Origin of the sequence: Vibrio gallaecicus (assembly GCF_024347495.1) — a bacterium.
Lineage (GTDB): Bacteria > Pseudomonadota > Gammaproteobacteria > Enterobacterales > Vibrionaceae > Vibrio > Vibrio gallaecicus.
Map to the genome: position 1 here is coordinate 1,947,629 of NZ_AP025490.1, position 26,023 is coordinate 1,973,651.

Consider the following 26,023-nt stretch of genomic DNA (forward strand, 5'->3'; position numbering starts at 1 on the left):
GCGAAATAAATAAAATGATAAATTGTCCGGCTCTTGAGGCATCTTATAAGCTTCGTTTCAAAAAGTATTTCTTTCTATGAAAGTATTATCCAGATTAGTGTTCGGTCTTTGTACGGTTGGTCTTTTAGCTGGCTGCGGAAAAGAGGTGGACCATGAGAAGATCCGCGAAAAAGGTTTTGTCTATTGTGGGCAAGGTAACCCAAATACCTTTAATCCGCAGTTAGTGGATAGCGGCATAACTTCTGAGTCACTCAGCCCTCAAATATTCGACACGCTTTTGCAGTTAGACTCTGGTACATACAGACCTACCGCAAACTTAGCGACTCACTGGAAAGTGGATAAGTCGGGTACGGAATATACCTTTCATTTAAGACCAAATGTCGAGTTTCAAACAACTGAATGGTTCACACCAACAAGATCTTTGAACGCTCAAGATGTAGTGTTTAGCTTCCAGCGAATTTTCGACACTTCTCACCCATATCATTATGTCGGTGGTGGTCTGTATCCTTGGTTTGCAGGCATTGATTTCCAAAATTCTTTGGTCGATGTAGTTGCCCTTGATGATTTAACGGTCAAGTTCACCCTTAGCCACCCAAATAACTCATTTTTGAATAATATCGCGACAAGTTACGCCGTCATTCATTCTAAGGAATATGCTAATCAGCTTGAGCTTGAAGACGAAAAAGGTCAACTAGATGCTTTCCCAGTAGGAACTGGACCATTTTATTTAAGTGAATATCAAATTAATGACCTTGTCAGGCTTAAAAAGCACGATAAGTATTGGAAAAATGAGGTCAAGATGGACCAAGTTGTCTTTGATACCTCACAGCGCGGGACTGGCACATTAGCAAAATTACTGCGTAATGAATGTGACGTACTCAACTCGCCAATTTCGAGTCAGATTCCCATTATTCAAGCGAGAGAAGAACTTGAAATAAGCGCGACGCCTGCGGTTAATGTCTCTTTCATTGCCTTAAATACAGTGCACCCAGCACTGAATGATTCTCGAGTGCGAAAGGCCCTGAATCTTGCAATCAATCGCCAAAACATCCTGGACTCTGTCTACTACGGCACAGGAACTAAAGCTTATACCTTACTTCCCCCAACCTCTTGGGCTTACCCTAAAGACAGCGTACATGTTCGTTACGATCGCAACTATGCCATTGCTTTACTGAGGGAAGCAGGAGTAGAGCAAGGTCTCAAGCTCACTATGTGGGTTCCTTTGGAACCTAGAGCTTATAACCCAAGTCCGCGTAAAACGGCAGAGTTAATTCAGGCAAATTTAGCCGACATTGGAGTTGAATTGAAACTGTTCACTGATGACCGTTTTGACCGTACTCAATTGTCTTCCATATCCTCAACAGATCTACTGTTAACGGGTTGGATTGGAAATACTGGTGATCCTGACAACTTCTTACGACCGTTGCTTTCATGCAGTTCAGACAGAGCAGGTCTAAATGTTGCAATGTGGTGTAACTCAGATTTTGATTTTCTACTCGACCTCGCATTGGAGATCAATCAACAAAGGCATCGCGTGAATTTGTATCACCAAGCTCAAAACATACTAAATGAAGAGTTCCCTGTAATTCCATTAGCGCATGGCGTTCAATTCCGAGTTCACGACACTTCGCTAAGTGGTTTTAAACAGAGCCCATTTAATTCGCAGCCTTTTGATCAAGTTGTTCGGGAGCCTAAATAATGTTTTGGTATACATTAAGACGAATCAACCTCTTCGTTATTACACTCGCTATTCTGACTTTGGTTGGCTTCTCTTTACTGCGTTTAGACCAGACTTCCCCATGGGCAATTCAAGACTTTTGGCCCGGTTGGGTTAACTACATCGGTGAGCTATCGACACTAAACTTTGGTATCAGTAAGCATGGTGTACCTATTATTGATGAGCTCGCCATTGTCTTTCCAGCCACATTAGAACTGTGTTTTTTTGCATTTGTCCTCGCCCTATCATTAGGCATCCCTTTCGGGACAATTGCTGGAATGAGGCAAGGAAAATTCATTGATACGGTAATCTCATTCACCTCAATGTCAGGCTACTCCGCTCCTATTTTTTGGGTCGCTTTATTGATGATCATGATATTTTCCCTAAACTTTGAAGTCTTTCCTGTTGGAGGGCGCTATGACCTTCTTTATGAAATTCAGCACGTTACAGGTTTTGCTATTATTGATGCTTTCTTTTCTGAAGGTAAGTATCGAGCGCATGCGTTAGAAAGTGTCATCCAGCATATGGTGTTACCTTGTTTAGTTCTTGCACTAGCTCCTACTACTCAAGTTATCCGGTTAATGAGAAGTTCCGTTGCAGAAGTCATGACGGAAAACTACATTCGAGCGGCTCGAATTAAGGGTTTATCAACGCGAGAAATTGTTACTCAGCACGTATTAAGAAATGCTATCCCACCTATTATCCCAAAGGTTGGGGTACAGCTTTCCAGTATGCTCACTTTAGCAATAATCACTGAATCGATTTTTAACTGGCCAGGTATCGGCAGATGGTTGCTGGATGCTTTATCCAATCAAGACTATGTCTCAATTCAAGCTGGAGTTATGGTCGTGGCGACCCTTGTACTCACTGCTAACATTTTATCTGATTTGCTGGGTGCGGCGATAAACCCTCTGGTAAGGAAGGAATGGTATGCTAACAAATAATGTTTACCAAGAAGAACAAATACCAACCCAATATGAACGGTTTTGGCGCAGCTTTCGTGGTAATAACCTCGCGATGTTTGGACTATGGTGTTTAGCCTTTATCGTAATTATTACAGTCACCTCCCCTTGGCTTGCTCCTCATGATGCACAAGATCAGACAGGTCATCTACTGATCCCGCCATCTTGGGACCCAGCTGGCACTGTTGAGTATTTTTTAGGAACCGACGATCTTGGGCGAGATATTTTATCCCGTTTAATTATTGGTTCTCAGCTGACTTTTGGTGCCGCCGTCATCATAACGACTATTGCGGCTGTCGTTGGGTGTTTAATTGGCGTGCTCGCAGGTATGACTCGTGGGCTACTTTCAAGCACCCTTAATCACCTTCTTGATACTGTAATGTCCATTCCATCTCTCCTCCTAGCAATTATTTTCGTTGCTTTTCTGGGGTTTGGGGAATTCAATATTTTACTCGCGATTTGTTTGGCTTTAATACCAAGGTTTATTCGCTCTGTTTATATTGCGGTTCATACTGAAGTAGAGAAAGATTATATCCTTGCTTCAAGGTTGGACGGGGCAAACGACTTCTACCTACTTTGGAATTCCATCTTACCTAATATACTTACAGTAGTTGCTTTAGAAGTGACATTGGCACTCTCAGTTGCGATTTTGGATATCACTGCTTTGGGCTTTTTAGGTCTAGGTGCACAAGCTCCGAGTACTGAATGGGGTTCTATTCTTGGAGACTCTGTAGAATTGATTTACTTAGCACCTTGGACCGTTACTTTACCCGGACTCGCCATCATGTTTACAGTAATTGTTATCAACTTAGTTGGTGAAGGCGTGCGCCAAGCCCTCAATGCGGGAATCGAATAATGCCATTACTGGATATCCGACACCTAACGATTGAAATTGAAACCCCTCAAGGGTTAGTCAAAGCGGTTGACCGCATGAGTATCACTCTCAATGAAGGTGAGATCAGGGGACTAGTAGGTGAGTCTGGATCAGGAAAAAGTTTAGTTGCTAAAGCGATTGTGGGCGTTTGCAAAGAAAACTGGAAGGTAACGGCTGATAGAATGCGCCTCGGCAGCATAGATTTATTGCAGCTTACTCCGAAAGAAAGACGCCGTGTTATTGCTCGTGATATTGCCATGATTTTCCAAGAGCCATCAACTTGCCTTGACCCATCAGAAAAAGTGGGGCGTCAGCTTATCGAAGCCATCCCATCACGATCTTTTGATGGTAAATGGTGGGAACGTTTTAAATGGCGTAAAAAGCAAGCGATAGGTTTACTGCATAAAGTGGGTATAAAAGACCACTCTCGCCTGATGGATAGCTATTCTTATGAGCTTACAGATGGAGAGTGCCAAAAAGTAATGATTGCGATGGCTATTGCCGCTAAACCAAAAATACTCATTGCTGACGAACCAACGAATGACTTAGACCCTATTACACAGTCACAAATATTGCGCCTTTTGAGTCGTATGAACCAAGTAAACAACACTACCATTGTATTGATTGGGCATGATTTAACAACCATCACTCAGTGGGCAAACCGAATTACAGTAATGTACTGCGGTCAGTCTGTTGAGTCTGCAGATACTGCAAAGATTCTCTCAGTTCCGAAACACCCTTATACCGTTGCTTTACTAAAAGCGATGCCTGATTTCAGTGATTGGATTCCTCATAAAGAAAAACTCCAATCTTTACCTGGCTCTATTCCTCCACTACAGCATTTACCTATAGGGTGTAGACTTGGTCCTCGCTGCCCATATGCACAAAGGCAATGTGTAGAAATTCCATATACAAAACGAGTAAAAAATCATAAGTTTAGCTGCCACTTCCCTTTAAATATGGAGAAGAAAAAGAAATCATGAGTGCACTATTAGAAGTCAACGGATTAGCAAAAGACTTTACAACACGCTCTGGTCTTTTCCGTAAAAAGATCCACCATGCTGTAAAACCAGTAAGTTTTACTTTAGAGGCAGGACAAACCATCGGGTTTATTGGGCAAAATGGATCGGGGAAATCTACTTTAGCACGCATGCTTTCTGGGATGGTGGAACCAACTTCCGGTGAAATAAGAGTCAATGGTGAGAAATTAGAACACAAAGATTATTCTACTCGCTGTAAATTAATTCGAATGATCTTCCAAGATCCCAATACGTCTTTAAACCCAAGAATTCAGATTGGTCGAATACTTGAAGGTCCATTAAAACGAAACACCAACATGACACCTGAAGCTCGCATGAGACGCGTAAAAGACACACTTCTACGAGTTGGTCTACTTCCTGAACATGCGTATTTTTACCCTCAGATGCTTGCGACAGGTCAAAAGCAAAGGGTCTGTCTTGCTAGAGCTTTAATCTTGCAGCCGTCTATCATCGTCGCGGATGAAGCTCTTAACGGACTTGATATGGCGATGCGTTCTCAAATCATCAACCTCTTTCTTGAGCTTCAAGAAGAGATGGGGGTGTCATTTGTTTACGTTTCTCAACATATTGGCGTAGTAAAACACATCACAGATAAGATCATGGTCATGCATGAAGGGAATGTTGTAGAGTCCGGCAATACACAGCAAGTACTCACTGAACCGTCTCATCAAATTACACAGAGATTAGTAGAAAGCCATTTCTTCAAAGCTCCGAGTCATTTGTCCAAGTGTAAATAGAACAAATAAAAACAATAGATAGTAGTGTAACGAATTGAAGTGAACACTTTCACTTCAATTCTCGTCTGAGGTATTACGTTTGAATCAACCTAACAAAATAAAAACTGCTAAGTTATTAGAGCTTCGATGATTCGGCTTATATACATGCTAACTTTATTGCTTTCGACTTTGTCCTTTCCAAGCTTGGCTACAGGGCTAACCTGGCTTGACCCCAAATTTGTCGAGACTGCCTTTTATGAGGTGGCATTAAAAAATGAATATTCAAAAGGTCAAAAATCACTGACCAAGTGGAATCAACCATTAAAGATTTGGATTCAACATAAAGTTACAGATAAAGAGCTTCATCAAGAGTTAGTTGAACTTCATCTCGCTCACCTTTCAACTATTACGGGTCTGAACATCACGATTGTGAACCAAAAGTCTGAAGCCAATATAAAATGGGTGTTCACTTCAGAATCTACTTGGTATCAAGACGCAAAGAATGCAATAGGTATTAAATCTACGGATCACCTAAAAACCGCTATTTGTACAGCTGGTTACCAAATGAATCATAGAGGCGAAATTGTTAAAGCGGGAATTGCGATACCGGTAGATCTCGCACGAGAAAGAGGGAAGCTTCTCGCATGTATAGTCGAGGAAATAACCCAAGTTCTCGGTCTACCAAATGACTCTGAACTCGCCTACCCTTCAATTTTTAATGACCAAACACCTAATGATCTTTTATCACCGCTTGATGTCGTTTTGCTCAAATTATTATATGAGCCGGAACTAAAGATAGGGTTAACTAAAACGCAATTAAAGCCGACAATTCAGAGGATACTAAAGCGCTACCAAGCCGAAGGTGTATTACAAAATGCGTCTAAAGTATCCACACAAGCACCTTTATATAAACTTGTGGGATACTGATCTTCAGGTAACGTTTACTTGTTTTGTTAACGCTTAGAAGCTTGTTTCTTTAATTCAAAATCGAATTCATCAGGGAACAGAATAACACCCTCTTCATTTTGATTTGGAAAAACCACGATAGCCAATTCATCGTCTTCTAAGCCCACTGTCCAGCGACTATGCCATTTGTTTAATGAAATAGATTCAGCAGTACAGTCAGCCCATTCACCAGTCGCCCATTGTTTTGCAAACTCTTGGTTAGGCCAAACTGGTACGCAATCTTCTTCTTCAGTATTCAGCATTACACAGCCGTGTTCATCTTTTAAGATCCAAACTTCACGGTTTGCAACGATCTCTTTAACACAGTATTTCAAACGCTGTTCACCATCGAGTTTATTGATATCAGCTATTTGCTTGTCATCTAACTGTTTTGTCATTTTATTTTCCTGCGGCTTATTTTCTGCATTTACTTATAGCAAGGATAGCGAACAAGTAAAGATAGATTAAAATAAAAACGCCCACTGAAATCAGTAGGCGTTTTAACATATGTTCGTGGTGAAACTTAAGCTAGTTCACCTTGAAGCCAAGGCCAGCCTTGCTTCTTACGGCTTAAAGTATTTTCCATCATTAACTGACCGTTTACTTCATGCTTCACTAATTTCTCTGCCCACTCACCTTTGTAAAGAAGTTGAGTCTGAGCCGTTGTAATGTCCGTTAGCATTACTGCAGCAAACGCTAGACCGTCTTTTTCACAACGAGCTTCTAAGTCAGCCTCAAGAGCTTCAATCATGCCATCTACTTGCTCAAGAGTAGCAAGTTCAACTTGACCAACAACCACGTCGCGACCGTTGAATGGGTAGCCTTTTAAATCTTTCTCTACTAGTTCAGCAGCAGACAGACCTTCAATGTTTGTTTTAGCAATCAAAAGATCTTTAATGAAAGTGTCAATGTCAGTCACACCTGCGATTTCAGCAAGTTCTGCCACTGCATCTTTATCTTTTTGAGTACATGTTGGAGAAGCAAAACCAACGGTGTCAGATAAAATTGCTGACATCATAAGTTTGGCAATCTTCTGAGAGATAGAGTGACCTTCAATTTTGAACATATTGAAGAGAACAGTGTTAGTACAGCCAACAGGCCAAATCCACGCTTCCATTGGATTCACTGTCATTACATCACCAAGACGGTGGTGGTCAACAATACCTAAGATTTCAGCATCAGCAACATCATCAGGTGCTTGCGCTAGATCTGAGTAGTCTACTAACCAGATTTTTTCGCCAGCAACAGAGGTGCGAAGTTCTGGAGACTCTGCATCTGCAACTTCTAAAATGTGTTGAGTTTCGCGATTGATTTCACCTTGACGGATTGGCATTGCTTCTAGACCACGAGCTTGTAAAAGCTCCGTCGCAACAAGTGCACTACAAATACTATCGCTATCTGGGTTCTTATGACCAACAACTAAAATCATTTTGCTTCCTATTACCTATCAAGTACCGCTCTATTTAAGAGCTTTTTTATATGGGCGGTACTTTACCTTATTTTTTTACAATGATCATTTGTTCGTTACCCCTCTTCGAGTCACTGACTATAAAAAAACACCAAATACAATTGAGAATTATTATCATTGGTATATAGTTGTAAATAGTTATCATTTAGGATTGTATTTTATGAGCCAATTTGTCACCCAACTTCCAAGAAACATTGTGGATAAAAGTCAGTTTTCTTTCTCATTCAAGCGTGTACTTTTACCCGTTTTTCTACTTGCTTTAATGGTGGCACCAGCCACCCGTGAATTGACTGTCGCAACGCTTTCTGACGCATTTTGGGCAGTTTCATGCTACGTAGCACTAACGCTTGCTGTTTATCATTGGCTAAGTAAGCACGTCTCAAGTAATAACCTTTTCACACGGATGGCATACAAAACTCGCTCTCACCAGGTCATTTTCTCAGCCTTAATGGGTGCCTTGCCTGGCTGTGGTGGAGCCATTGTTGTCACCACGCAATTTATCTCTGGGCGACTAGGTTTTGGCTCGGTCGTAGCTGTATTAGTTTCCACTATGGGAGACGCAGCTTTCCTTCTACTAGCCAGCGAGCCTAAAACTGGCTTCGCGATGGTAGCAATGGGGATTATTGTAGGTTCAATATCAGGGCTAATCATTAATGCTTTTCATAAAGATGACTTTTTAAGACCCGATAACGCAAATGAAACTGTCCAAAAAATGTTCCCTCATTGTGCTCAGGATGATGAATCTGAAAGCAAACAAAACATAATGAGGAATGCAATTAACCTCCAAGGTATGCTTTGGGCTTTATTGATCATTCCGGGGGCAGTTGTAGCACTTCTTGGCTCATTTCAAGTTGATGTAAATTCGATGTTTGCCTTGCCAGAGATGACTATTGAGTGGAGTGGAGCAATACTGTTGCTCATTTCTATGTCTCTATGGGCACTGACAAAAGAAATAGATGACTACCGCTCCGTAGTGAGTGAAGATGAAAAATCAGTTAGCTCACATCCGATGCAGAAAACTGCGCAAGATACTAACTTTGTTACCGCTTGGGTTGTTATAGCCTTCTTAATTTTTGAATTTGGAGCAGAGATAGCTCAAATTGATTTTGCTACGGTATTTTCAAGTTGGGGAATGCTTCTTCCCTTAGCTGGCGTATTAATGGGGCTATTGCCAGGTTGCGGACCTCAATTACTTGTAACTAGCCTATATCTATCAGGAGCATTGCCTCTTTCGGCACAAATTGGTAATGCGATTTCTAATGACGGGGATGCCCTATTCCCTGCTATTGCAATGGCGCCTAAAGCAGCGCTTGTTGCGACAATCTATTCTGCTATCCCTGCCCTACTGTTTGCTTATGGTTACTGGTTTATTTTTGAAATGTAGGATGTACCTCTGCACTTAACTTTTATTAAGTAATAGCGGCTACGGAAGTACAAAACGAAAAAGGCCCTCCAACTCCGGAGGGCACAAAAAGGCAGTGGATTAACTTCTAAGCATCCTGCTGATAAATGGTCCTATTCGGACCATAAATTTAAACGATTAATTAAAATGCGTAAGCAAGTTTAACGAATGACTCAACGTCACCTTTTTCCCAACCTTTATTAGCCGAAACATAACCTTCATCAGAGATGTGGTATGCGATATCAACTAAAGCTTTGAAGTTTTCAGTGATTGCGTAAGAACCACCAACGTTGATTGCTTCACGAATATCTTCAACTTTAACGTAACCCATAGCTAAGTATAGTTCTGCCATAGTGTAACCAGCAGAAGCGTTTACTAACTGAGTTTTAAGACCAGCAGAATCTTCTTCTTCAGCGAAAGTAGCACCTAGACCGATTTCACCAACAGTAACAGTACCGTTTACTAGGTATAGCTTATCAGTGCTGCCTTCTTTTTGATCGTTATCTTCGTAACCAGCATTGATAGAGAAAGTTTCAGTTGCGTAGCCAACGTAACCGTTGAAACCACTTTGAGCGTCTAGAGACTCGTAGTTACGGTCACCGAAGTAAGAAATACCGTATTTGATGCCTTCTTTCTCGCCTTCAAATTTTACAACTTGACGTGCATCTGAAGCATCAGATGGAGACCATAAGAATTCAATTGTTTGGTCAGCTGCGCCATCTACTGCATCTAGAGCAGTGTCATTTGCATAACCTACAGAAGCGATACCAAAACCTGTTTTGTAACCAACCCAAGTATCAGTGATTGTGAAAGTCGAATCAGTTGTTGCGTAGTCGTCTTCTACGTCGAACTCACCGCCAAATTTACCTACAATCTTACCGTTTTCGTAATCAGCGAAGATATCGAAACCAGTAACACCACCATTGTAAACTTCATCTTCAGTACGGCTTGAATCAGAATAGAAACCAGCTGCTAATTCACCAGATACAGTAAATTGCTCTCCTGTTAGTGCTTCTGCTGCAAATGTCGAACCCGTTACAAGTGATAATGCGATAGCTACTGCTGTTTTTTTCATTTTTATACCTATAAGTATTATTTATGCGAGGGAGTTAACACACCCTTTTCTGAGGCAGAATTTAGGTAAAAAAATGAATCAATACAAATAAAAAACCTAAACCAAATGATTTAAAATTAAGCACAAACATCAAAAAACATAAAATTCGAACAATAAAAACACAATACCCTATAAATTCAGTGAGCCCGATCTCAAAGAAATGTCGATATAGCCTCAATAAAAAGTAAAAATATATTTATTTGAAATGTTACATTTTAGGTGTTTTGACAAAAACGAACAAAAAGCACATTTAGTGGGTTGGCATTTGATTTACTCATTTTCACGCATCATGTTAAAGCGTTCATTCTTTATAAAGTAAGGGGTCTTATTACACTTAACCTTCTTCCCATTCCTCTCTTTAACAAGACCTGATGTATGAACTGATCTTCACTATTCTCATTTAAGCCTTTCACTCTTTACAGGTTTCACTTGGTTAACTTGGAATAATATTGAGAAGGAAAATGTAAGGCTGAGGAATAGCCCAAAAGCAACTCACGATCAGACCATTCACAATCATTATCATCCAAACTGGTTATAAGTCTGCCTGATACACTGGAGGCTTTCAGGCAGGTCTAATGCTATAAGTTGAGTTGAGTTGAGTACGTTGAGCCGCTAGCTTGGCTATGTATCAATATCTCGGCTTGATAGATTCAGAGAAACCAAGCGACTACGCTTTCGCTTAATTACTTTGGTACTTCAATCTCCATTCTTTCCTGAGCTTACAAAAAAGCCCAAGAGCATATTACTCTCGGGCTTAAATTGAAGACTATCGTTACAGCACTAGTTCATATGTAAACTACGCTACTTCAATAGGGCCACCAAATGAAGTTACTGGAGGCAGTTTGCCCTGGAACTTCTCGAAATCAACCAAACATGTGTTTGCTGATGTCGCTTGAGCCAGTTCAGATGAGCCAATATCTTGAGTTAGTGTGTTTGGATCGCCGTACGTATCTAGCGCACCCACTTTCTCGTTCATTGGACCGTACCAAGCACCTTCTTCGATACGTACAACACCAGGAGCGTAGCTATCCATAAGAACAGCACCTGCTAGTAGTTGACCACGGTCGTTGAACACTCGTACTACATCGCCATCTTTAATGCCTTTCTTCTTAGCATCCGTTGGGTTGATGTAGATTGGCTCACGCCCTTGTACCGCGTAAGTCGCACGCCACTCTTCAGATTCACACATCTGAGAGTGAAGACGCTTATCCGGGTGACAAGATTGTAGCCAGTACGGGTGTTTGTCAGAGCCTGGACCACCGTGTGAGCGTTCAGATTTCTCGAACCACATTGGGTGTTCTTGACAGTGCTCGTAACCCATATTACCAACAGTACGGCTGGTGATTTCGATGAAACCAGAAGGTGTACCTAGTGCGTTGATCTCTGGATCTTCACGGAATGAAGCGTGACGAGTCCATGGCTTACCTTTACCAAAGTCTAGGAAACCTTTTTCCCAGAATTCAGCAAACTCTGGCATTTCGATAGTGCCTTCATTTGCTGCGCGGCAGTTATCGTACAGAGATTTAACCCACTGCATTTCATCCATACCACGCGTGTAATCGTCGTAACGACCCCAACGTTTAGTTAGGCTAGACATGATTTCGAAGTCAGTCTTAGATTGGAACAGAGGATCCACCAGTTTGTGCATCGCAATCAAACCACGACCAGAGTACGCGCCGTAACCATCGATATCGTTACGCTCCCACTGTGTACATGCTGGAAGCACGATGTCAGAGTGACGACAAGTTGCAGTCCAAGCGAAATCAACAGCGACTACAGTTTGTAGGCTCTTGAATGCTTTACGCATCTTGTTACGGTCTTGGTGGTGATGCCACGGGTTATTACCACTGAATACCATCATCTTGATGTCAGGCAGTGTTACCGTTCCACCATTTGCTTTGATCTTCTTACCAGGTTCTAGCAAGCTATCAACCCAACGTGCAACTGGGATTACGCGGCTGTAACCGTTGTAATCTGTGTTCGTGTGCTTAGGTGATTGACCTTGATCGATGTTCAACGGGAACGAACCCGGAGCAGCGAAACCAGTTGAAGACACACCGATACCTGAATAGTGGTGACCGTAAGAAATACCACCACCTGGTAGACCTATTTGACCAATCATTGCTGCGATAACCGCACACATCCAGTAAGGCTGTTCACCGTGCTCTTGACGCTGAATACTCCAACCAACAAGAATCTGTGTACGACCGTTAACTAGCATCTTAGCAAAGTCACGGATTGAGTCCGCGCTTGCGCCACAGATAGCAGAAGCCCACTCAGGTGTCTTCTCAACTTTATCTTTCGTTTCACCTTGAACGTATTTGATGAAATCTTCAAAGCCTAGACAGTACGTTTCAATGAATTTCTTGTCGTATAGGTCTTCGTTGTAAAGAACGTGAGCAACACCAAGCATAAACGCCACATCAGTTTGTGGGTTAATGTACATTTGCTCGTTTTCTAGGTAACGACCTGTTTTGTTTTTAACAGGGTCAACAGAAACAACGTTGATCTCTTTCTTAGCAACTTTATCTTTCAGCTGTTCTAGGTATGCAAACGACTCGTGAGTCTCACATGTCCAACCTACTTGAAGGTTTTTAACAGGATCGTTACCCCAAAGGACAATGTTGTCACTGTTTTCTAGGATAAGTTCCCAAGATGTACCTTGTGCATAAACTTCAGTAGAACCTAGTACATAAGGCATGATCGTTTGACCAGCACCTGTTGAGTAGTCACCGATTTTCTTCACAGAATAACCGTGAAGTGCCATTGCACGTTGCATGTGGTTAGTACAGCTGTGGAACTGACCTGTCTGTCTCCAACCAGTTTGACCAGTGTGAAGCGCCCATGGACCGTAATCTTTCTGTACGCGCTCTAGCTCGCGGTAAACAAGGTCTAGTGCCTCATCCCAAGTCACACGAATGAAACGGTTATTACCGCGTGTGTCTGCGCTGTATTTGTGCTTCTTCAACCAATCTAGGCGAACCATTGGGTAACGCACACGTGATGGGCTGTAAATAATACCTTTGATACCTTTCAGCATTTCAGTTGGGTGCTGATCGATTTCTAGAGGTTTAATTTCTTGTACTTTACCCGCATAAACACGAGCACGGAAAGCACCCCAGTGAGAACCTGATACCTTCCAAGTTCCCTCTGTTTCTGCTGCTGAAGCCGATGCCGACGCCAATAAGCTTGGACCGATAACCGATGCCGCACTAGTAGTAGCGACACCTTTCAGAAAACTTCTTCTTGTAATTGCCATTGTATTACTCCAATTGACGTCTTATTAGTGATGGCCTTCAGAAAAATCTGATGAGTGCTTCTGTAGATACTTAAGAACAAGTGCTTCTGTATCAGTATCGAAGTTAACGAATGCAATCATACCATCTAGCATGCCTACCCAACCGTTAGCGCTGAAGTGACCTTCATCTGGTTGTGAGTGACAAGTAGAACAGTTTGACTGGTAAGCCTGACCTGCTGCGTTCCAAATTGGGTCGAAGTTATCAACCATTGACTCTTTCTTCATCCAAAGTGCAAGGTCAACTTTTTCCCATGGAAGACCAGTTAGCTCATCTTCTTTCTTCTCACCAACAGTGATAACGTCACTTTGAGAAACATCTTTAGTCAAAATTGCTGTAGAGATGTTCATACCGAAGTCTTCTTGGATTACACGTCCGAAGCCTTTCGCTTTACGCCAGCCATCGATTTGAATCTTGATCATGTCGCCTTTTTCTTCAATCACGGCAACTTGACTTGCTGGGCTAAGTAGACCAGCTTCAACTTCTGCTGTTTCATCCGTGTACATTGGAAGGTGACGAATTGAAATAACGCTGTTACCTGAAGCGTAAGACGTGCTGCTAGCAACATTTTCTAGTTCACCAACAATACCGCTTGCTGATGCCATATCTAGAGGCAAGTTATGGGCGATACCTTTATGGCAGTCAACACAGCTTTGGTCACGCTCTGCCGCATTCTTCATTTGAATACGAGCTGTCGGGCGCATATTTTCAAAGTCCATAGACTCATAGTTATGACAGTTCTTACACTCTAAAGATTTGTTTGCTGAGAAACGATCCCATTCATGTTTTGCTAACTCAATACGACGAGCTTCGAATTTCTCTGGTGTATCTAAGTCACCAAAAACTTGAGCGAATACTTCTTTAGATGCTTGCATCTTACGTGCAATTTTTGCTGTCCATTCATGTGGAACGTGACAGTCAGGACAAGTAGCACGAACACCAGATGTATTTTTCCAGTGAACCGTTTCTTGCAGTTCTACATATACATTGTCACGCATCGTGTGACAGCTGATACAGAATTCTTCTGTGTTAGTCGCTTCTAAAGCCGTATTGAAACCGCCCCAAAAGATAACACCGGCGATAAAGCCACCCATAGTTAGTACACCAAGACTAATGTGTACCGCTGGGCGAGTCATTGTGCGCCATAATTTAACTAAAAATGATTTCATGTTTAGCTCTCTTAAAAATCAATCAAAAAAGTGGAAGGAAGCTTTGACGTTACATGCCGCCATGAGCGCCAGGAGGACCTAAGAAGAAGACTTGTAGAGCCCAAACGATGAACCCATAGCCACCAACGAATGCCACACTAAGGATTGGAAAGAGAACAACAGCAATGAAGAGGAATGACTTCCACTCCAGCGATTGTTTTTCGCCATTTTCAATTTTATTAACATCACTCATACATTTTGCCTATTTTGTATTTAGTAATTCCGAATAGCCCAGTGTAATGAGCCAAAGTTTTTTAGTTTCTAACTACAAATATTAGACCATACACAAAGTAGGGTTCAATCAATTCAACAGCTAGAAACCTTGTTATTCAACACTTTTTTGAGCTCATCCATAGATGTTTGCAGTTAATAATATATATTAAAAAGTATTAACAAATATGACAAATTAATAATGATGCGACAATGTTAAAAAAATACATTTTCACTACATAATATCAACTGAATACTACTTTTTACCTAATAAGTAGTAGCTAAAAAGCTCACAACTTACCACTTGGTTGTTAATGCAATGTTATGAGGAGTGTTTTTTATTTAAGAAGCGTAGATTAAAATCTACCTGTAATGGTTGTGCAATTCCGCTACTATTCTAGCTCCACAATAAGGAGTTCTCATGCAAGACGTTGTTGATATATCTTGGTGGCAATTACTATTTTTTAGCTCAATTCTCATATTGCCTATCGGGATAAACTATCGATTCCAACTGAGACTTGGCACTGAAGCGACAATCAGTATTTTCAGGATGTTCTTCCAGTTATGTCTAGTAGGTCTTTATCTCGAATATTTATTCGCTCTTAATAACCTTTGGATTAACCTACTATGGCTGATGGTTATGGTCCTTATCGGAGCGAGCTCTATTCTTAGTAAAGCAAAATTACCAAAACGCTTATTAATCCTCCCAATCGCGTTTAGCCTTGCCATTACCGCTATCCCTATCGTTCTGATTATTTGTTTCTATATCATCAAGCCAACTCCTTTGTTTGGCGCTCAGTATCTAATACCAATATCAGGGATGCTTTTAGGTAACTGCTTAAGTTGTAATATTGTGGCGTTACAGAACCTCTTTAGCTCATATGAACATCGACAATCAGAATATGAAGCCGCTATATCCTTAGGAGCGTCTCCGCAGTACGCTTCTGTGCCTTTCGTGAAAGAGTCAATGCAAAAGGCTGTGTCTCCAATAATGGCTTCTATGGCAACAACAGGGCTTGTGACATTACCAGGCATGATGACAGGTCAGATATTAGGAGGAACTTCACCCATGATTGCGATTAAGTACCAGCTAATGATTATGGTTGCGATTTTTACAATGATGAGTGTTTCGCTTTCTTTAGCACTGCACCTTTCTTTAAAAGCCGTATTGAGCAAAGAAGGACGCGTTAAAGTCAGAGTTATCAAAGCTAAGTAATTTAGAACTTACCAAAGTTTAAATAAAAAGATAGGCATTGGTGAACGACTGGTATGACGGCTATAAACTTGATTACACACCGATTTTAAGACAGGTTATCCACAGAAACTGTGGATAACAAAAAGCTATCTATTATTCCTATGTATCGATATTTTAACTAGTGGACTTTTTATTCGAGTACATACAAAATCGGCTTACCATCTGGTAAGCCGAATCTAATGCAAAGCGTTTAAAGTTAATCTCTTAAATAGATTAGCCAGTACCACATACCAACAAATATCCCGCCACCGATAATATTACCGAGCGTTACTGGCAGTAAGTTGTTGGTAATAAAATCCAGCATGTTTAAATCCAAATAGTCTGCAGGGTTCGCTCCTGTCATCGCCCAAAATTCAGCTGGAGCAAATGTCTTGATACCAATCGCAAGAGGCACTTGATACATGTTTGCAATACAATGCTCAAAACCTGCTGATACAAACATAGCAACGGGCAGAATCATTACAGCAATTTTATCTGTTAATGTGCGTCCGCTAAACGTCATCCAAACAGCAATACAAACTAGGACATTACACATAATTCCCAACGCAACCGCTTGGAAGAAACCGTGATGCATCTTGTGTTGCGAAATAGCCATCGCATTCAGACCAACTTGACCATTATCGAACATGTATTGTTTGGTAAAAAGCATACACACGACCAACAATAGCGCACCAATCAAGTTCCCTACGTAAACAGTCGCCCAGTTTTTTACCAGTACACGCCAACTAATCTTTCCACTGGCTCTCGCGACTAATGTAAGGACTGAACTTGTAAATAATTCGCCTCCTGTCACCACAACAAGAATAAGCCCAAGAGAAAATGCTAACCCTCCCAGCAATCTAGTGATGCCCCAAGGTAAATCACCGGCACCTGTCGTTACAATAGTGTAAAAGACAAATGCAATACCAATATGGATGCCGGCTGATATAGCCAATAAGAACGATTTGACCGGGTCTTTGGTGGCTTTACCCACACCAATTTCAGCAGCTCGCTCAGCCATTTGTGGTGGTAATAAAGAATCAAATTGATTTAAGTTCATAGCGTTTACATTTTGATACATGTTTAGGGCTGGCGATAATCCCCCCTTTTATTTTTTTATTCAAGCGCTATTTTCTAGAGGAAAGCAATGTAAGCCTCACTAACAAAAACAAATCGACTCCCCTGAATTATCAATACATCTTTAGTAGTATTCCCAAAAGAACACAAAAGTAAAAATAATACTTTAAAATCATATGTTTAACGGAAAATCACAACTTAGCATTGTCTGAATTTTTCCTTAAACAAAAATAATTTTGTAAATTTGATATAGATCAACAGAAACAAAAAAAGCGCCATCAGGCGCTTTTTCATATCACAAAACAGTAAAATAATTATGCGTTATCAGCTACAACCCCAGCCTCGCTGGTCTGAGGAGTTACTTCAGGAGCGGCCTCAGGTGCAGGAGCATCTACAGAAGATGACTCGTTAGCTACCGGTTCAGCTTCACTTTCAGCAACAGGTTCAGCTTTATTTTCTGTAGCCGGTTCAGCATCTTTAGCTAAAGCCTTCTCGCCTTTACCTTTTAGATTTGAAACTAACTCCTCTAAACTTTTAATATGAGCATCACCTCTTGTAATTTGTTCAGTTAGTAGTTGGCTTCGTTTATCGCTATCAATTAATTGCTGAGCCTGTTTCTTGTTTTCACTCTCTAACAGCGTTAACTTCTCAGACAATTTATCTACCTCTGAAGACAGTTCAACAGTTTGGTTTGAAGTCTTCAACTCGGAAATGCTCTCGATGATCTTTTGTGATTGGACGCGAATAGCCAAGTCACGGTAGTCTTTATTATTAACGACTGTTGAAATAGACAACAGTTTGTTTTCCATGCGTAACACTGCTTGTTCAAACTTATCGTCTTCAATGCTGGCTAAAAGTTTCACTTCTTGAGCCACATTTCGAACATGGTTCAGTTCGAATTCCGCAGACTGGACTGCAAGAGTGATAATTGACTTATCTCTAGGGCTTGCTTCAATTTTGCTTTCTGCTAATTCAATTTGAGATGACGCTTTAGAAAAAGTCAGCGGTGCAACTTCGTGGAAGTCTTCATTTTTCAAAGTTTTTAGCTGCTTTTTTAAAGGCGTAATGTACTTTTCTCTCACAACTTTTACTTCAAGCTCTCTAGCATCATTCAAGAAATCAACTTGGGCTTCCTGTGCGTTCTCTAATTCATCCACTAATACATAGTTAAATAAGTCACGGTATTGAGAGTATATATTTTTGTAGTTTGATGAGAATAACTTATCAGCCTCTAAAAACTGAAGGTACTCTATTTGAGCAATAGAATCTGCTAATACGCGATCAGACTTCTCTTTTAGCTCTAACATTGATTTGTAATTATTTTCTAGTACTGCAATACGCTCATCAAAAGCTTCGGCATAAGTCTGGCTTGAGAAAATAGAATAATCTTTTAAGAGAAGTTCAGGCTTCTTTTCAATATCAAGATAAATTTCTTGAGCTTCAGACCAAGCATCTTGTAAGTCACTATAGTTCTCTGGTGCATAAATCTCTAAAGAAGTAACCCCTACAAGCGTCTTTTCCCACTCTTCATAAATTGGTTTAATTGATTGGAAAGTACGAGTTTCAGTCTGTGTCTGAACATCCATATTCGTTGGTTTTTGAGCTGAATCACTGGTTGTCGACGTGCTCTGACAACCAACAACACTGAGTAATACGCTTATTGCCAATGCAACTTTACTGACTTTCACAAAAAATCCTTAATTCAAAGCACCTGAATATGATGCTGCTTATTTATAATGTAACCAATATATTACAGCCTTCATTAAATAGACATATCTACACCAATCAAACGTATATATTTCATACAAAACAACATACATTTATTTTTGCACTGATGATTAATTCTTCAATTTGGTATCACTTATCAATTTTATTTATTGTTAGTTGATTGAAGTAGCGTTGAGCACTAAGGTGAGGGTAGATAAAACATTAAAATTGATAGGTTGAATATGAAATACACCGCTGAACACATTGCCGATTTAAACCTTCTTCTACAATTCGACATCAGTAGCGCAGCAACAGGCATTAAAGTTCATCAAGAAGCAAGCCAAGAAATGCAGGATGCCGTAAAACGCTTATTTGCTAAAGGTCTTTGTACTCAGTCTGATGGCGGTTACTTAACCGATGAAGGCATTGAAGTAGCTGAGCGTGCAGACAAGCTATTACGTGTAATCAAGTAAGTAAAACTTCGAATTCAAGGACTCCACATGCGCAAGCTGTGGAGTTTTTTCGTTTTAGCGGGTATGTTTGTTTTTTCTTTCCTAGGGGTTCTTTATGGCATCTATTTTAATTATTGGCGGTGGCTGGTTAGGGAAACCCGTATGTCAGTCACTTATCGAAAAAGGCATGGACTCAATCGTCACAAAGACGACGGAACTTGGGCAATCACAATGCATTAACCAAGGTATACCTTGCGAACAATTTCAGTTTGATCGCGAGCGTCCGACAAAATCTATTAATGAACTTTCTGCACTCCTAGCGAATAAAAACACCTCAATAATCATTGGCTGCTTTCCTCCTGGGTTTAGAAAAGGTAATGGAGAAGAGTATGCTGATTATTGGCATCAACTCATTACTTCAGCAAAGAACACAAATGTAGTTAAAGTGATAATGGTAAGCTCAACGACTGTTTATCCGTCTAGAAGTGGTGTCATGCACGAAGAGGATGCTTCTGAATTTTTAGCAACGAATAATGACGAGTTTTCTTCTAACGCGAAGACAATGTTACGAGCTGAACAACATGTTATTGATTCAGGGTTAGATTACTCGATTGTACGTTGCAGTGGGTTAATTGGACCAGAACGCCATCCATCACGCTTTGCTAGCAAACTGAAACAAGTAAGTACTCTTGCTCCTGCTAATATGCTTCATTTGCGCGATGCTATTGGCGCTGTATCGTTCTGTATTAGCAGTGCTTCGAAAGAAATAGTAAATGCCACTACTCCAACTACCGTTAGTAAAGCTGAATTTTATCAAGCAGCCTTAGCTTCAGCAGAAAGTAATGACCCACTACCACCAAAGGTTGATACACCTGACAAGCTGATTTCACCTGAGAAGATCTTAAAACTCGGATACCAATTTTATTTTCAATCAACATTGGATGCCTTGTATGAATAACCGAACTCACCTGCATCGCCACCTTGATACTTTGTGGGATTTCATGAAAATGGGGCATCAACTAACCAAGGCAGATTGCATCTTTGTATTATGTAGTAATGATGTTCGAGTCGCAGAGCACGCTGCTGAGTTGTACCACCAAGGCTTTGCTCCCTATGTCATATTTTCTGGAGGTAAAGGCCGGTTCACTGAAGGGCTTTTCGATAAGTCAGAAGCAGAAACCTTTTCTGACATAGCCAGAGATTACGGTGTTCCTAAAACAGCAATCATCACTGAGACGAATGCGACGAATACTGGCGAAAACGTTCGATTTACTCATCAAGTATTATCAGAAAAGAGACTATTTCCTACTTCTTTCATCTTGGTACAAAAACCATTTATGGAAAAACGTACCTTTGCTACTTTTAAAAAGCAGTGGCCAAATGAAGTTGAGCAAGTCATGGTGACTTCCCCTTGGAAAAACTGGGTCGACTACTTTAACGAAACATTACCTTTACCAATGGTCATTGAAGCATTACTTGCCGATTTTGAGCGAATTAGAGACTATCCGGCGAAAGGTTTTCAAATCGAAATGCAGATCCCACCTGAAGTAGAAACTGCTTACCAAGCTCTTTATCAAAAGCTAAAGCCTCTTGCTATTTGAAGCAAAAGTTTCTTACTATTTAAATAAAAATAGCGACCCATTAAGGTCGCCATTTTATTGTTTCATCAAAGACCCTGATATTGGACCTAGACGATTATTTGCCTAGAGCATCTTTATAATGGAAGCGGCAAACAGATACGTATTTATCATTACCACCAATAGCGACTTGATCACCTTCAGCGATAGCAACACCATGCTCATCAGTGCGAATCACCATATTCGCTTTACGACCGCAGTGGCAAATTGTTTTTAATTCAACTAACTTATCAGCCCAAGACAATAAATACTTACTGCCTTCAAATAGCTCCCCTAAAAAGTCCGTTCTTAAGCCGTAGCACAGCACTGGAATATGAAGCTTATCGACAACCTCAGTAAGTTGATATACTTGTTCTTTTGATAGGAACTGACACTCATCAATCAACACACAATGGCGCTTCTCTTTCTCGTTCAATTCTTTTATGGCTTCAAAAAGGTCACTGTCACTTCTAAATAATTGCGCTTCAGATTGTAAGCCAATTCGTGAGCTCACTTTTCCGATACCGTAACGATCATCAAGTGCTGCGGTAAAAATGACGGGAGTCATGCCTCGCTCTTCATAATTAAAAGAGGATTGAAGAAGTGTTGTGGATTTACCCGCATTCATTGCAGAGTAGTAAAAATACATCTGAGCCACAGAGATATTCCCATTTATTTTTGATTGTAAAAACCTATTTCAGGAAGAAGTAGGGACAAGAAAAAAGGGCTGAAAACCAGCCCTTTTATAAATTACTTACGACGCCAAGTTGTCCCTTCAGGACCATCCTCTAGCACAATACCTAATTCGTTAAGTTTATCTCTTGCTAGATCTGCATTTGCCCAATCTTTTGATGCACGAGAATCATTACGCAATTTGATAAGAGCTTCAATTTCAGCAACTTCGCCATCGTTGCCAATAGTGTCACCTTTCAGAAATGCTTCAGGATCTTGGTGAAGAATACCAATGATGTCAGCTAGTTCTCTAAGCAATGCACCTAGGCTGCTCGCTTTTTCAATATTTTCGCCTTTTAGACGATTCACTTCACGTGCCATTTCGAACAATACTGAATAAGCTTCAGGTGTATTGAAGTCATCATTCATTGCCGTAGAGAAACGAGTTACGTACTCTTCGCCACCAGCAGGGCTCGCCGTTAAATCTAAGCCGCGTAATGACGTGTATAGACGTTCTAGAGATGCACGAGCTTGATTCAGGTTATCTTCACTGTAGTTAAGTTGGCTACGATAGTGACCTGACATTAAGAAATAACGAACAGTTTCAGCATCATAATGCTCAAGCACATCTCGAATCGTGAAGAAATTGCCTAAAGACTTAGACATTTTTTCTTTATCAACCATCACCATACCGCTATGCATCCAAGTGTTTACATAGTCAGTGCCGTGTGCACAGCAAGATTGCGCAATTTCATTTTCATGGTGAGGGAACTGAAGATCAGAGCCACCGCCATGAATGTCAAAATGGTCACCTAAGATAGATGAGTTCATCGCTGAACATTCAATGTGCCAGCCCGGACGACCTGCGCCCCAAGGTGATTCCCAAGTAGGCTCACCTGGCTTAGACATTTTCCAAAGTACAAAATCAAGAGGACTACGTTTTGCCGATTCAATATCAACACGAGCACCAGCTTGTAACTGATCAAGATCTTGCTTTGAAAGCTTACCGTATTCATCGAATTTCTTAACTTCAAACATAACGTCGCCGTTGCTTGCCACGTAAGCGAAGCCACGTTGAATTAACGTTTCAACCAATTCGATAATTTCTGGGATGAATTCTGTTGCACGAGGTTCAACATCTGGACGCTTCATGTTCAAAGAATCGAAATCAGCATGCATTTCACCGATTAATCGTTCTGTTAGAGAATCACAAGATTCACCGTTTTCATTTGCTCGTTTAATGATTTTGTCGTCGATATCCGTGATATTGCGAACAAAAGTTAAATCGTACCCTAGGTAACGTAAATAACGAGAAACAACGTCAAATGAAACGAATGTGCGTCCATGACCGATGTGACAGAGATCGTAAATGGTTACCCCACAGACATACATGCCAACTTTGCCGGCTGTAATTGGTTTGAATTCCTCTTTCTGTCTTGTGAGCGTGTTATATATCTTCAGCATGATCTCTATCTATATTTATGTATAAACCAAAATAAGTCGTGAGTATAACAACTCATGACTTATTAGGTAATACCCTTAATAACAATTCATTCAACTCTATTCGCATCAATTGATTTGATGATTTGAAAGTGGCGCAACTTACGCTAGAATCGCCTTTCATATTAAAAAGACAGTAAGGTAACAATCATGATCATCCTTCACACAAATTTTGGTGATATCAAAGTTCAACTAAACGAAGAAAAAGCACCAGAAACAAGCGCAAACTTCCTACAGTATTGCCGTGACGGTTTTTACGACAACACGCTTTTCCACCGTGTTATTGATGGTTTCATGGTTCAAGGCGGCGGCATGACTTCTGGCCTTAAAGAAAAAACAACTCGCGCAACGATTAAGAACGAAGCAAACAATGGCCTGAGCAACAAAGTAGGCACTCTAGCAATGGCTCGTACTATGGAACCGCATTCAGCGAGCTCTCAGTTCTTTATCAATGTAAATGACAACACTTTCCTAGACTTCCGTTCAGAAAGCCTAGATGGTTGGGGTTACTGTGTATTCGCTGAAGTAGTTGAAGGCATGGACATTGTAAACAAAATCAAAAATGTAAGTACTGGTACTATGGGCATGCACCAAGACGTACCTCTTGAAGAAGTAATCATTACAGGTACAACAATCGAAGCTTAATTCGATTGTATATCTGATCTTATTGATTACAGACCAGACATGGGGGGCAACTTGCTCCCCTTTTTTCGACCTATAGAATTGACTTACCCATGAAGACTTACTTTATCTCAGATCTCCACCTCACTCCTTCAAGACAGGACATCACAGACTGCTTTCTTAACTTTATGGAGACAGAAGCTAGTCATGCCGATGCTTTATATGTTCTAGGGGATCTTTTCGAGTTCTGGATTGGGGATGATGATAGATCCGAATTTGCAAATACAATTAGACAAGCGTTTATTAAGCTCACTGATTCTGGTGTCCCTTGTTACTTCACTCAAGGTAACCGAGACTTTTTAGTGGGTAAACGATTTGCAAAACAAACCGGAGTGACACTCCTTGATGAAGTGGCTGTCATTGATATTTACGGTCAATCTGCCGTAGTACTGCATGGTGACACTTTATGTACAGATGACATAAAATACCTAGCCTTCCGTGAAAAAGTACACCAACCTTGGTTGCAGTGGGTCTTTAATTGTATTCCTTTCTTTATTAAAAAAAAGATAGTTTCAAAAGTACAATCAGATATTAAAGACGACAAACAAACTAAATCTTTAGATATCATGGATGTCACTCAAAAAGAAGTTGAGAATGTTATCTCAGCCAACAAAGTTGATCTCATGATACACGGTCACACTCATAGACCGAACATCCACTCCTTCGATATGAATGAAGTAGCTAAAAAACGTATTGTACTAGGAGACTGGTATACTCAAGGCTCAGTTCTAGAATTTACCGAACAAGGTTTTGAACTGCAAAATCGTGCTTTTGGCAATGTTTTTCCTAAAGATAGCTAATCTTTAAACAGGTTTATTAACCTTGCTCTTAATTTCTCATATTCTGGATAGTATTTTTCTTCAAATTAGCTATTATCAATTCACAGTAATTAAACCGAACACAATACAAGTTGAAATTTTCATACGTAGCTCGTCAGCCAATACTAGACATAGACAAAAAAACCATCGGTTACGAACTATTATTTAGGGATGGTCCTAAAAATACGTTCCCTGAAGTGGAGCCTGAACTCGCCACAAGTCGACTGTTGTCTGATCATTTCTTATCTACGCACTACAACACGCTAGGTGACAAATTAGGTTTTGTTAATTTTCCATATGCTAGCCTGATCAACTTAGTACCTACCCTTTTTCCGAAAGACAGTTTGGTCGTTGAAGTATTGGAAGATTGCCAGCCAACAGATGAATTATTGCATTCTATCGAAAAACTATTTCAAGCTGGTTACACCATAGCACTAGATGATTTCATCCCAAGCAAAGCTTGGAAAAGATTTTTGCCATATATTTCGATCATCAAGTTCGATATACGCTTAGTGCCAATCGCGAAAGCTTCAATGTTTATGTCCAGTTTGAAAGGCACTAAAATTGAATTCTTAGCTGAAAAAGTTGAAACTTACGAAGAGTACCAGCAAGCAAAAGATGCTGGGTTTCATTACTTTCAAGGATACTTTTTTAGTAAACCTGAAATGATTCAAACTAGGGCTCTTAACCCTGCCTTTCTTACCACGATCCAACTGTGTAAAGAGATCGCGCAAGAGCCTATCGATTTTAAAGAAGTAGAGCGTTTAATCACATTAGATGTGACCTTATCTTATAAACTGCTTACATACGTTAACTCGGCAGGCGGTTCCTCGACAAAAATACGTTCTTTTCATCAAGCTCTAGTATATTTAGGAGAGCAAAAATTACGTAAATTTGTCTCTCTAGTTGCGGTTGCATCAGCGAAAGAAGACAAGCCAGACTCTTTATATGGTTTAGCCATACTTCGAGCGAGGCAGTGTGAGCTGATCATTGAACAATTGAATGTTAAGGAAGAACCTGGTCAGGCTTTTCTGACTGGCATGTTCTCTTTATTGGATTCTCTACTCGATCAACCTTTAGAGCAGGTACTAAATTCAGTGCCTATTGATGAAGAAATAAAAAGAGCGTTAATCGAGAAAAAAGGCGTGCTAGGTGCAGTGCTAGCGATGGTGGTCGCTTATGAACAAGCGCGTTGGGACGACGCTACAAAAATTCGCAATCGATTAAAATTGAATGAAGAACAACTTGGTAAAACTTATGACCAAGCAACCATTTGGGCGCAAGAGCTTCTTGCTCAGCCTTAACTCAATTTTC

Annotated in this window: 24 protein-coding genes; 14 read left to right on the plus strand and 10 right to left on the minus strand. The window is 40.6% G+C overall.

What is annotated here, in order from left to right; translation table 11 throughout:
- Window positions 1-76 precede the first annotated feature (76 nt).
- The 6 genes from sapA to OCU78_RS08415 all read left to right on the plus strand — a co-directional run bounded on the left by sapA (window position 77) and on the right by OCU78_RS08415 (window position 6,236).
- Window positions 77-1,699 carry an ABC transporter substrate-binding protein SapA gene (gene sapA, locus OCU78_RS08390; RefSeq protein ID WP_137373011.1) on the plus strand — a complete coding sequence of 541 codons (1,623 nt, stop codon included), beginning with the start codon at window positions 77-79 and terminating at the stop codon, window positions 1,697-1,699.
- On the plus strand, window positions 1,699-2,661 hold the full coding sequence (locus OCU78_RS08395; protein WP_137373010.1) for an ABC transporter permease: 963 nt from the start codon (window positions 1,699-1,701) through the stop codon (window positions 2,659-2,661). The genes sapA and OCU78_RS08395 overlap by 1 nt, the downstream gene beginning before the upstream one ends.
- Window positions 2,648-3,535 (plus strand): putrescine export ABC transporter permease SapC, encoded by an 888-nt coding sequence (gene sapC, locus OCU78_RS08400; protein ID WP_137373009.1) that lies wholly within the window; start codon window positions 2,648-2,650, stop codon window positions 3,533-3,535. Before OCU78_RS08395 ends, sapC begins: the two co-directional genes overlap by 14 nt.
- Window positions 3,535-4,536, plus strand: a complete 1,002-nt coding sequence (locus OCU78_RS08405) for a peptide ABC transporter ATP-binding protein (protein WP_137373008.1) — start codon at window positions 3,535-3,537, stop codon at window positions 4,534-4,536. Before sapC ends, OCU78_RS08405 begins: the two co-directional genes overlap by 1 nt.
- The gene (locus tag OCU78_RS08410) at window positions 4,533-5,330 is read left to right on the plus strand and encodes a peptide ABC transporter ATP-binding protein (RefSeq protein ID WP_137373007.1); all 798 of its coding nucleotides are present in this window, start codon (window positions 4,533-4,535) and stop codon (window positions 5,328-5,330) included. The genes OCU78_RS08405 and OCU78_RS08410 overlap by 4 nt, the downstream gene beginning before the upstream one ends.
- 126 nt (window positions 5,331-5,456) lie before the next feature.
- Complete coding sequence (locus OCU78_RS08415; protein ID WP_137373006.1) at window positions 5,457-6,236, plus strand: DUF2927 domain-containing protein; 780 nt, start codon at window positions 5,457-5,459, stop codon at window positions 6,234-6,236.
- A gap of 26 nt (window positions 6,237-6,262) precedes the next feature.
- Here OCU78_RS08415 and OCU78_RS08420 read toward each other — a convergent pair whose 3' ends face one another.
- Window positions 6,263-6,652 (minus strand): DUF2750 domain-containing protein, encoded by a 390-nt coding sequence (locus OCU78_RS08420; protein ID WP_137373005.1) that lies wholly within the window; start codon window positions 6,650-6,652, stop codon window positions 6,263-6,265.
- A gap of 125 nt (window positions 6,653-6,777) precedes the next feature.
- Window positions 6,778-7,683 (minus strand): manganese-dependent inorganic pyrophosphatase, encoded by a 906-nt coding sequence (locus tag OCU78_RS08425; RefSeq protein WP_137373004.1) that lies wholly within the window; start codon window positions 7,681-7,683, stop codon window positions 6,778-6,780.
- Between the two features lie 301 nt (window positions 7,684-7,984).
- Here OCU78_RS08425 and OCU78_RS08430 point away from each other — a divergent pair, with 301 nt between their 5' ends.
- Window positions 7,985-9,106, plus strand: coding sequence for a putative manganese transporter (locus tag OCU78_RS08430; protein WP_446697932.1), 1,122 nt, complete (start codon window positions 7,985-7,987; stop codon window positions 9,104-9,106).
- 160 nt (window positions 9,107-9,266) lie between these two features.
- On the opposite strand, the gene OCU78_RS08435 is transcribed toward OCU78_RS08430, so the two are convergent.
- From OCU78_RS08435 to torE, 4 genes are all read right to left on the minus strand, one after another.
- The gene (locus tag OCU78_RS08435; protein WP_137373002.1) at window positions 9,267-10,199 is read right to left on the minus strand and encodes a porin family protein; all 933 of its coding nucleotides are present in this window, start codon (window positions 10,197-10,199) and stop codon (window positions 9,267-9,269) included.
- 835 nt (window positions 10,200-11,034) lie between these two features.
- Window positions 11,035-13,497, minus strand: coding sequence for a trimethylamine-N-oxide reductase TorA (torA, locus tag OCU78_RS08440; RefSeq protein WP_137373001.1), 2,463 nt, complete (start codon window positions 13,495-13,497; stop codon window positions 11,035-11,037).
- 24 nt (window positions 13,498-13,521) lie between these two features.
- Window positions 13,522-14,703: a pentaheme c-type cytochrome TorC gene (torC, locus tag OCU78_RS08445; RefSeq protein WP_137373000.1), complete on the minus strand. Its 1,182-nt coding sequence runs from the start codon at window positions 14,701-14,703 to the stop codon at window positions 13,522-13,524.
- 49 nt (window positions 14,704-14,752) lie between these two features.
- Entirely contained in the window at window positions 14,753-14,935 is a 183-nt protein-coding gene (gene torE, locus OCU78_RS08450; protein ID WP_137372999.1) for a trimethylamine N-oxide reductase system protein TorE, read from the minus strand.
- Between the two features lie 438 nt (window positions 14,936-15,373).
- Between torE and OCU78_RS08455 the strand changes: the two genes are divergently transcribed.
- Complete coding sequence (locus OCU78_RS08455; protein WP_137372998.1) at window positions 15,374-16,168, plus strand: ABC transporter permease; 795 nt, start codon at window positions 15,374-15,376, stop codon at window positions 16,166-16,168.
- A gap of 235 nt (window positions 16,169-16,403) precedes the next feature.
- Here OCU78_RS08455 and focA read toward each other — a convergent pair whose 3' ends face one another.
- Window positions 16,404-17,246: a formate transporter FocA gene (focA, locus tag OCU78_RS08460; protein WP_137372997.1), complete on the minus strand. Its 843-nt coding sequence runs from the start codon at window positions 17,244-17,246 to the stop codon at window positions 16,404-16,406.
- A gap of 331 nt (window positions 17,247-17,577) precedes the next feature.
- The gene (locus tag OCU78_RS08465) at window positions 17,578-18,951 is read right to left on the minus strand and encodes an ATPase (protein ID WP_180033695.1); all 1,374 of its coding nucleotides are present in this window, start codon (window positions 18,949-18,951) and stop codon (window positions 17,578-17,580) included.
- A 261-nt stretch (window positions 18,952-19,212) separates the two neighbouring features.
- Between OCU78_RS08465 and OCU78_RS08470 the strand changes: the two genes are divergently transcribed.
- From OCU78_RS08470 to OCU78_RS08480, 3 genes are all read left to right on the plus strand, one after another.
- Entirely contained in the window at window positions 19,213-19,443 is a 231-nt protein-coding gene (locus tag OCU78_RS08470; protein ID WP_137372996.1) for a TIGR02647 family protein, read from the plus strand.
- A 94-nt stretch (window positions 19,444-19,537) separates the two neighbouring features.
- Window positions 19,538-20,380 carry an NAD(P)H-binding protein gene (locus OCU78_RS08475; protein ID WP_137372995.1) on the plus strand — a complete coding sequence of 281 codons (843 nt, stop codon included), beginning with the start codon at window positions 19,538-19,540 and terminating at the stop codon, window positions 20,378-20,380.
- Between the two features lie 43 nt (window positions 20,381-20,423).
- Window positions 20,424-21,023 carry a YdcF family protein gene (locus OCU78_RS08480; RefSeq protein ID WP_137373291.1) on the plus strand — a complete coding sequence of 200 codons (600 nt, stop codon included), beginning with the start codon at window positions 20,424-20,426 and terminating at the stop codon, window positions 21,021-21,023.
- 94 nt (window positions 21,024-21,117) lie between these two features.
- Here the strand turns inward: OCU78_RS08480 and OCU78_RS08485 are convergent, their stop codons facing one another.
- Together OCU78_RS08485 and cysS are read right to left on the minus strand one after the other, a co-directional pair.
- On the minus strand, window positions 21,118-21,696 hold the full coding sequence (locus tag OCU78_RS08485; protein WP_137372994.1) for a thymidine kinase: 579 nt from the start codon (window positions 21,694-21,696) through the stop codon (window positions 21,118-21,120).
- 92 nt (window positions 21,697-21,788) lie between these two features.
- Window positions 21,789-23,174 (minus strand): cysteine--tRNA ligase, encoded by a 1,386-nt coding sequence (gene cysS, locus OCU78_RS08490; protein WP_137372993.1) that lies wholly within the window; start codon window positions 23,172-23,174, stop codon window positions 21,789-21,791.
- Between the two features lie 186 nt (window positions 23,175-23,360).
- Between cysS and OCU78_RS08495 the strand changes: the two genes are divergently transcribed.
- The 3 genes from OCU78_RS08495 (at window position 23,361) to OCU78_RS08505 (ending at window position 26,013) form a co-directional block, all read left to right on the plus strand.
- Window positions 23,361-23,855 carry a peptidylprolyl isomerase gene (locus tag OCU78_RS08495; protein ID WP_137372992.1) on the plus strand — a complete coding sequence of 165 codons (495 nt, stop codon included), beginning with the start codon at window positions 23,361-23,363 and terminating at the stop codon, window positions 23,853-23,855.
- Between the two features lie 89 nt (window positions 23,856-23,944).
- Complete coding sequence (gene lpxH / locus OCU78_RS08500; protein WP_137372991.1) at window positions 23,945-24,691, plus strand: UDP-2,3-diacylglucosamine diphosphatase; 747 nt, start codon at window positions 23,945-23,947, stop codon at window positions 24,689-24,691.
- A 110-nt stretch (window positions 24,692-24,801) separates the two neighbouring features.
- Window positions 24,802-26,013, plus strand: coding sequence for an EAL and HDOD domain-containing protein (locus OCU78_RS08505; protein ID WP_137372990.1), 1,212 nt, complete (start codon window positions 24,802-24,804; stop codon window positions 26,011-26,013).
- The last annotated feature ends 10 nt before the right edge of the window (window positions 26,014-26,023 follow it).

Coding starts and splice junctions, on each gene's coding strand:
- cysS (WP_137372993.1), bottom strand. CDS start 23,174: ATGCTGAAGATATATAACACGCTCACAAGACAGAAAGAGGAATTCAAA.
- OCU78_RS08430 (WP_446697932.1), top strand. CDS start 7,985: ATGGTGGCACCAGCCACCCGTGAATTGACTGTCGCAACGCTTTCTGAC.
- sapA (WP_137373011.1), top strand. CDS start 77: ATGAAAGTATTATCCAGATTAGTGTTCGGTCTTTGTACGGTTGGTCTT.
- OCU78_RS08455 (WP_137372998.1), top strand. CDS start 15,374: ATGCAAGACGTTGTTGATATATCTTGGTGGCAATTACTATTTTTTAGC.
- focA (WP_137372997.1), bottom strand. CDS start 17,246: ATGAACTTAAATCAATTTGATTCTTTATTACCACCACAAATGGCTGAG.
- OCU78_RS08435 (WP_137373002.1), bottom strand. CDS start 10,199: ATGAAAAAAACAGCAGTAGCTATCGCATTATCACTTGTAACGGGTTCG.
- lpxH (WP_137372991.1), top strand. CDS start 23,945: ATGAAGACTTACTTTATCTCAGATCTCCACCTCACTCCTTCAAGACAG.
- torE (WP_137372999.1), bottom strand. CDS start 14,935: ATGAGTGATGTTAATAAAATTGAAAATGGCGAAAAACAATCGCTGGAG.
- OCU78_RS08415 (WP_137373006.1), top strand. CDS start 5,457: ATGATTCGGCTTATATACATGCTAACTTTATTGCTTTCGACTTTGTCC.
- torC (WP_137373000.1), bottom strand. CDS start 14,703: ATGAAATCATTTTTAGTTAAATTATGGCGCACAATGACTCGCCCAGCG.
- OCU78_RS08480 (WP_137373291.1), top strand. CDS start 20,424: ATGAAAATGGGGCATCAACTAACCAAGGCAGATTGCATCTTTGTATTA.
- torA (WP_137373001.1), bottom strand. CDS start 13,497: ATGGCAATTACAAGAAGAAGTTTTCTGAAAGGTGTCGCTACTACTAGT.
- OCU78_RS08395 (WP_137373010.1), top strand. CDS start 1,699: ATGTTTTGGTATACATTAAGACGAATCAACCTCTTCGTTATTACACTC.
- sapC (WP_137373009.1), top strand. CDS start 2,648: ATGCTAACAAATAATGTTTACCAAGAAGAACAAATACCAACCCAATAT.
- OCU78_RS08410 (WP_137373007.1), top strand. CDS start 4,533: ATGAGTGCACTATTAGAAGTCAACGGATTAGCAAAAGACTTTACAACA.
- OCU78_RS08495 (WP_137372992.1), top strand. CDS start 23,361: ATGATCATCCTTCACACAAATTTTGGTGATATCAAAGTTCAACTAAAC.
- OCU78_RS08405 (WP_137373008.1), top strand. CDS start 3,535: ATGCCATTACTGGATATCCGACACCTAACGATTGAAATTGAAACCCCT.
- OCU78_RS08475 (WP_137372995.1), top strand. CDS start 19,538: ATGGCATCTATTTTAATTATTGGCGGTGGCTGGTTAGGGAAACCCGTA.
- OCU78_RS08420 (WP_137373005.1), bottom strand. CDS start 6,652: ATGACAAAACAGTTAGATGACAAGCAAATAGCTGATATCAATAAACTC.
- OCU78_RS08425 (WP_137373004.1), bottom strand. CDS start 7,683: ATGATTTTAGTTGTTGGTCATAAGAACCCAGATAGCGATAGTATTTGT.
- OCU78_RS08470 (WP_137372996.1), top strand. CDS start 19,213: ATGAAATACACCGCTGAACACATTGCCGATTTAAACCTTCTTCTACAA.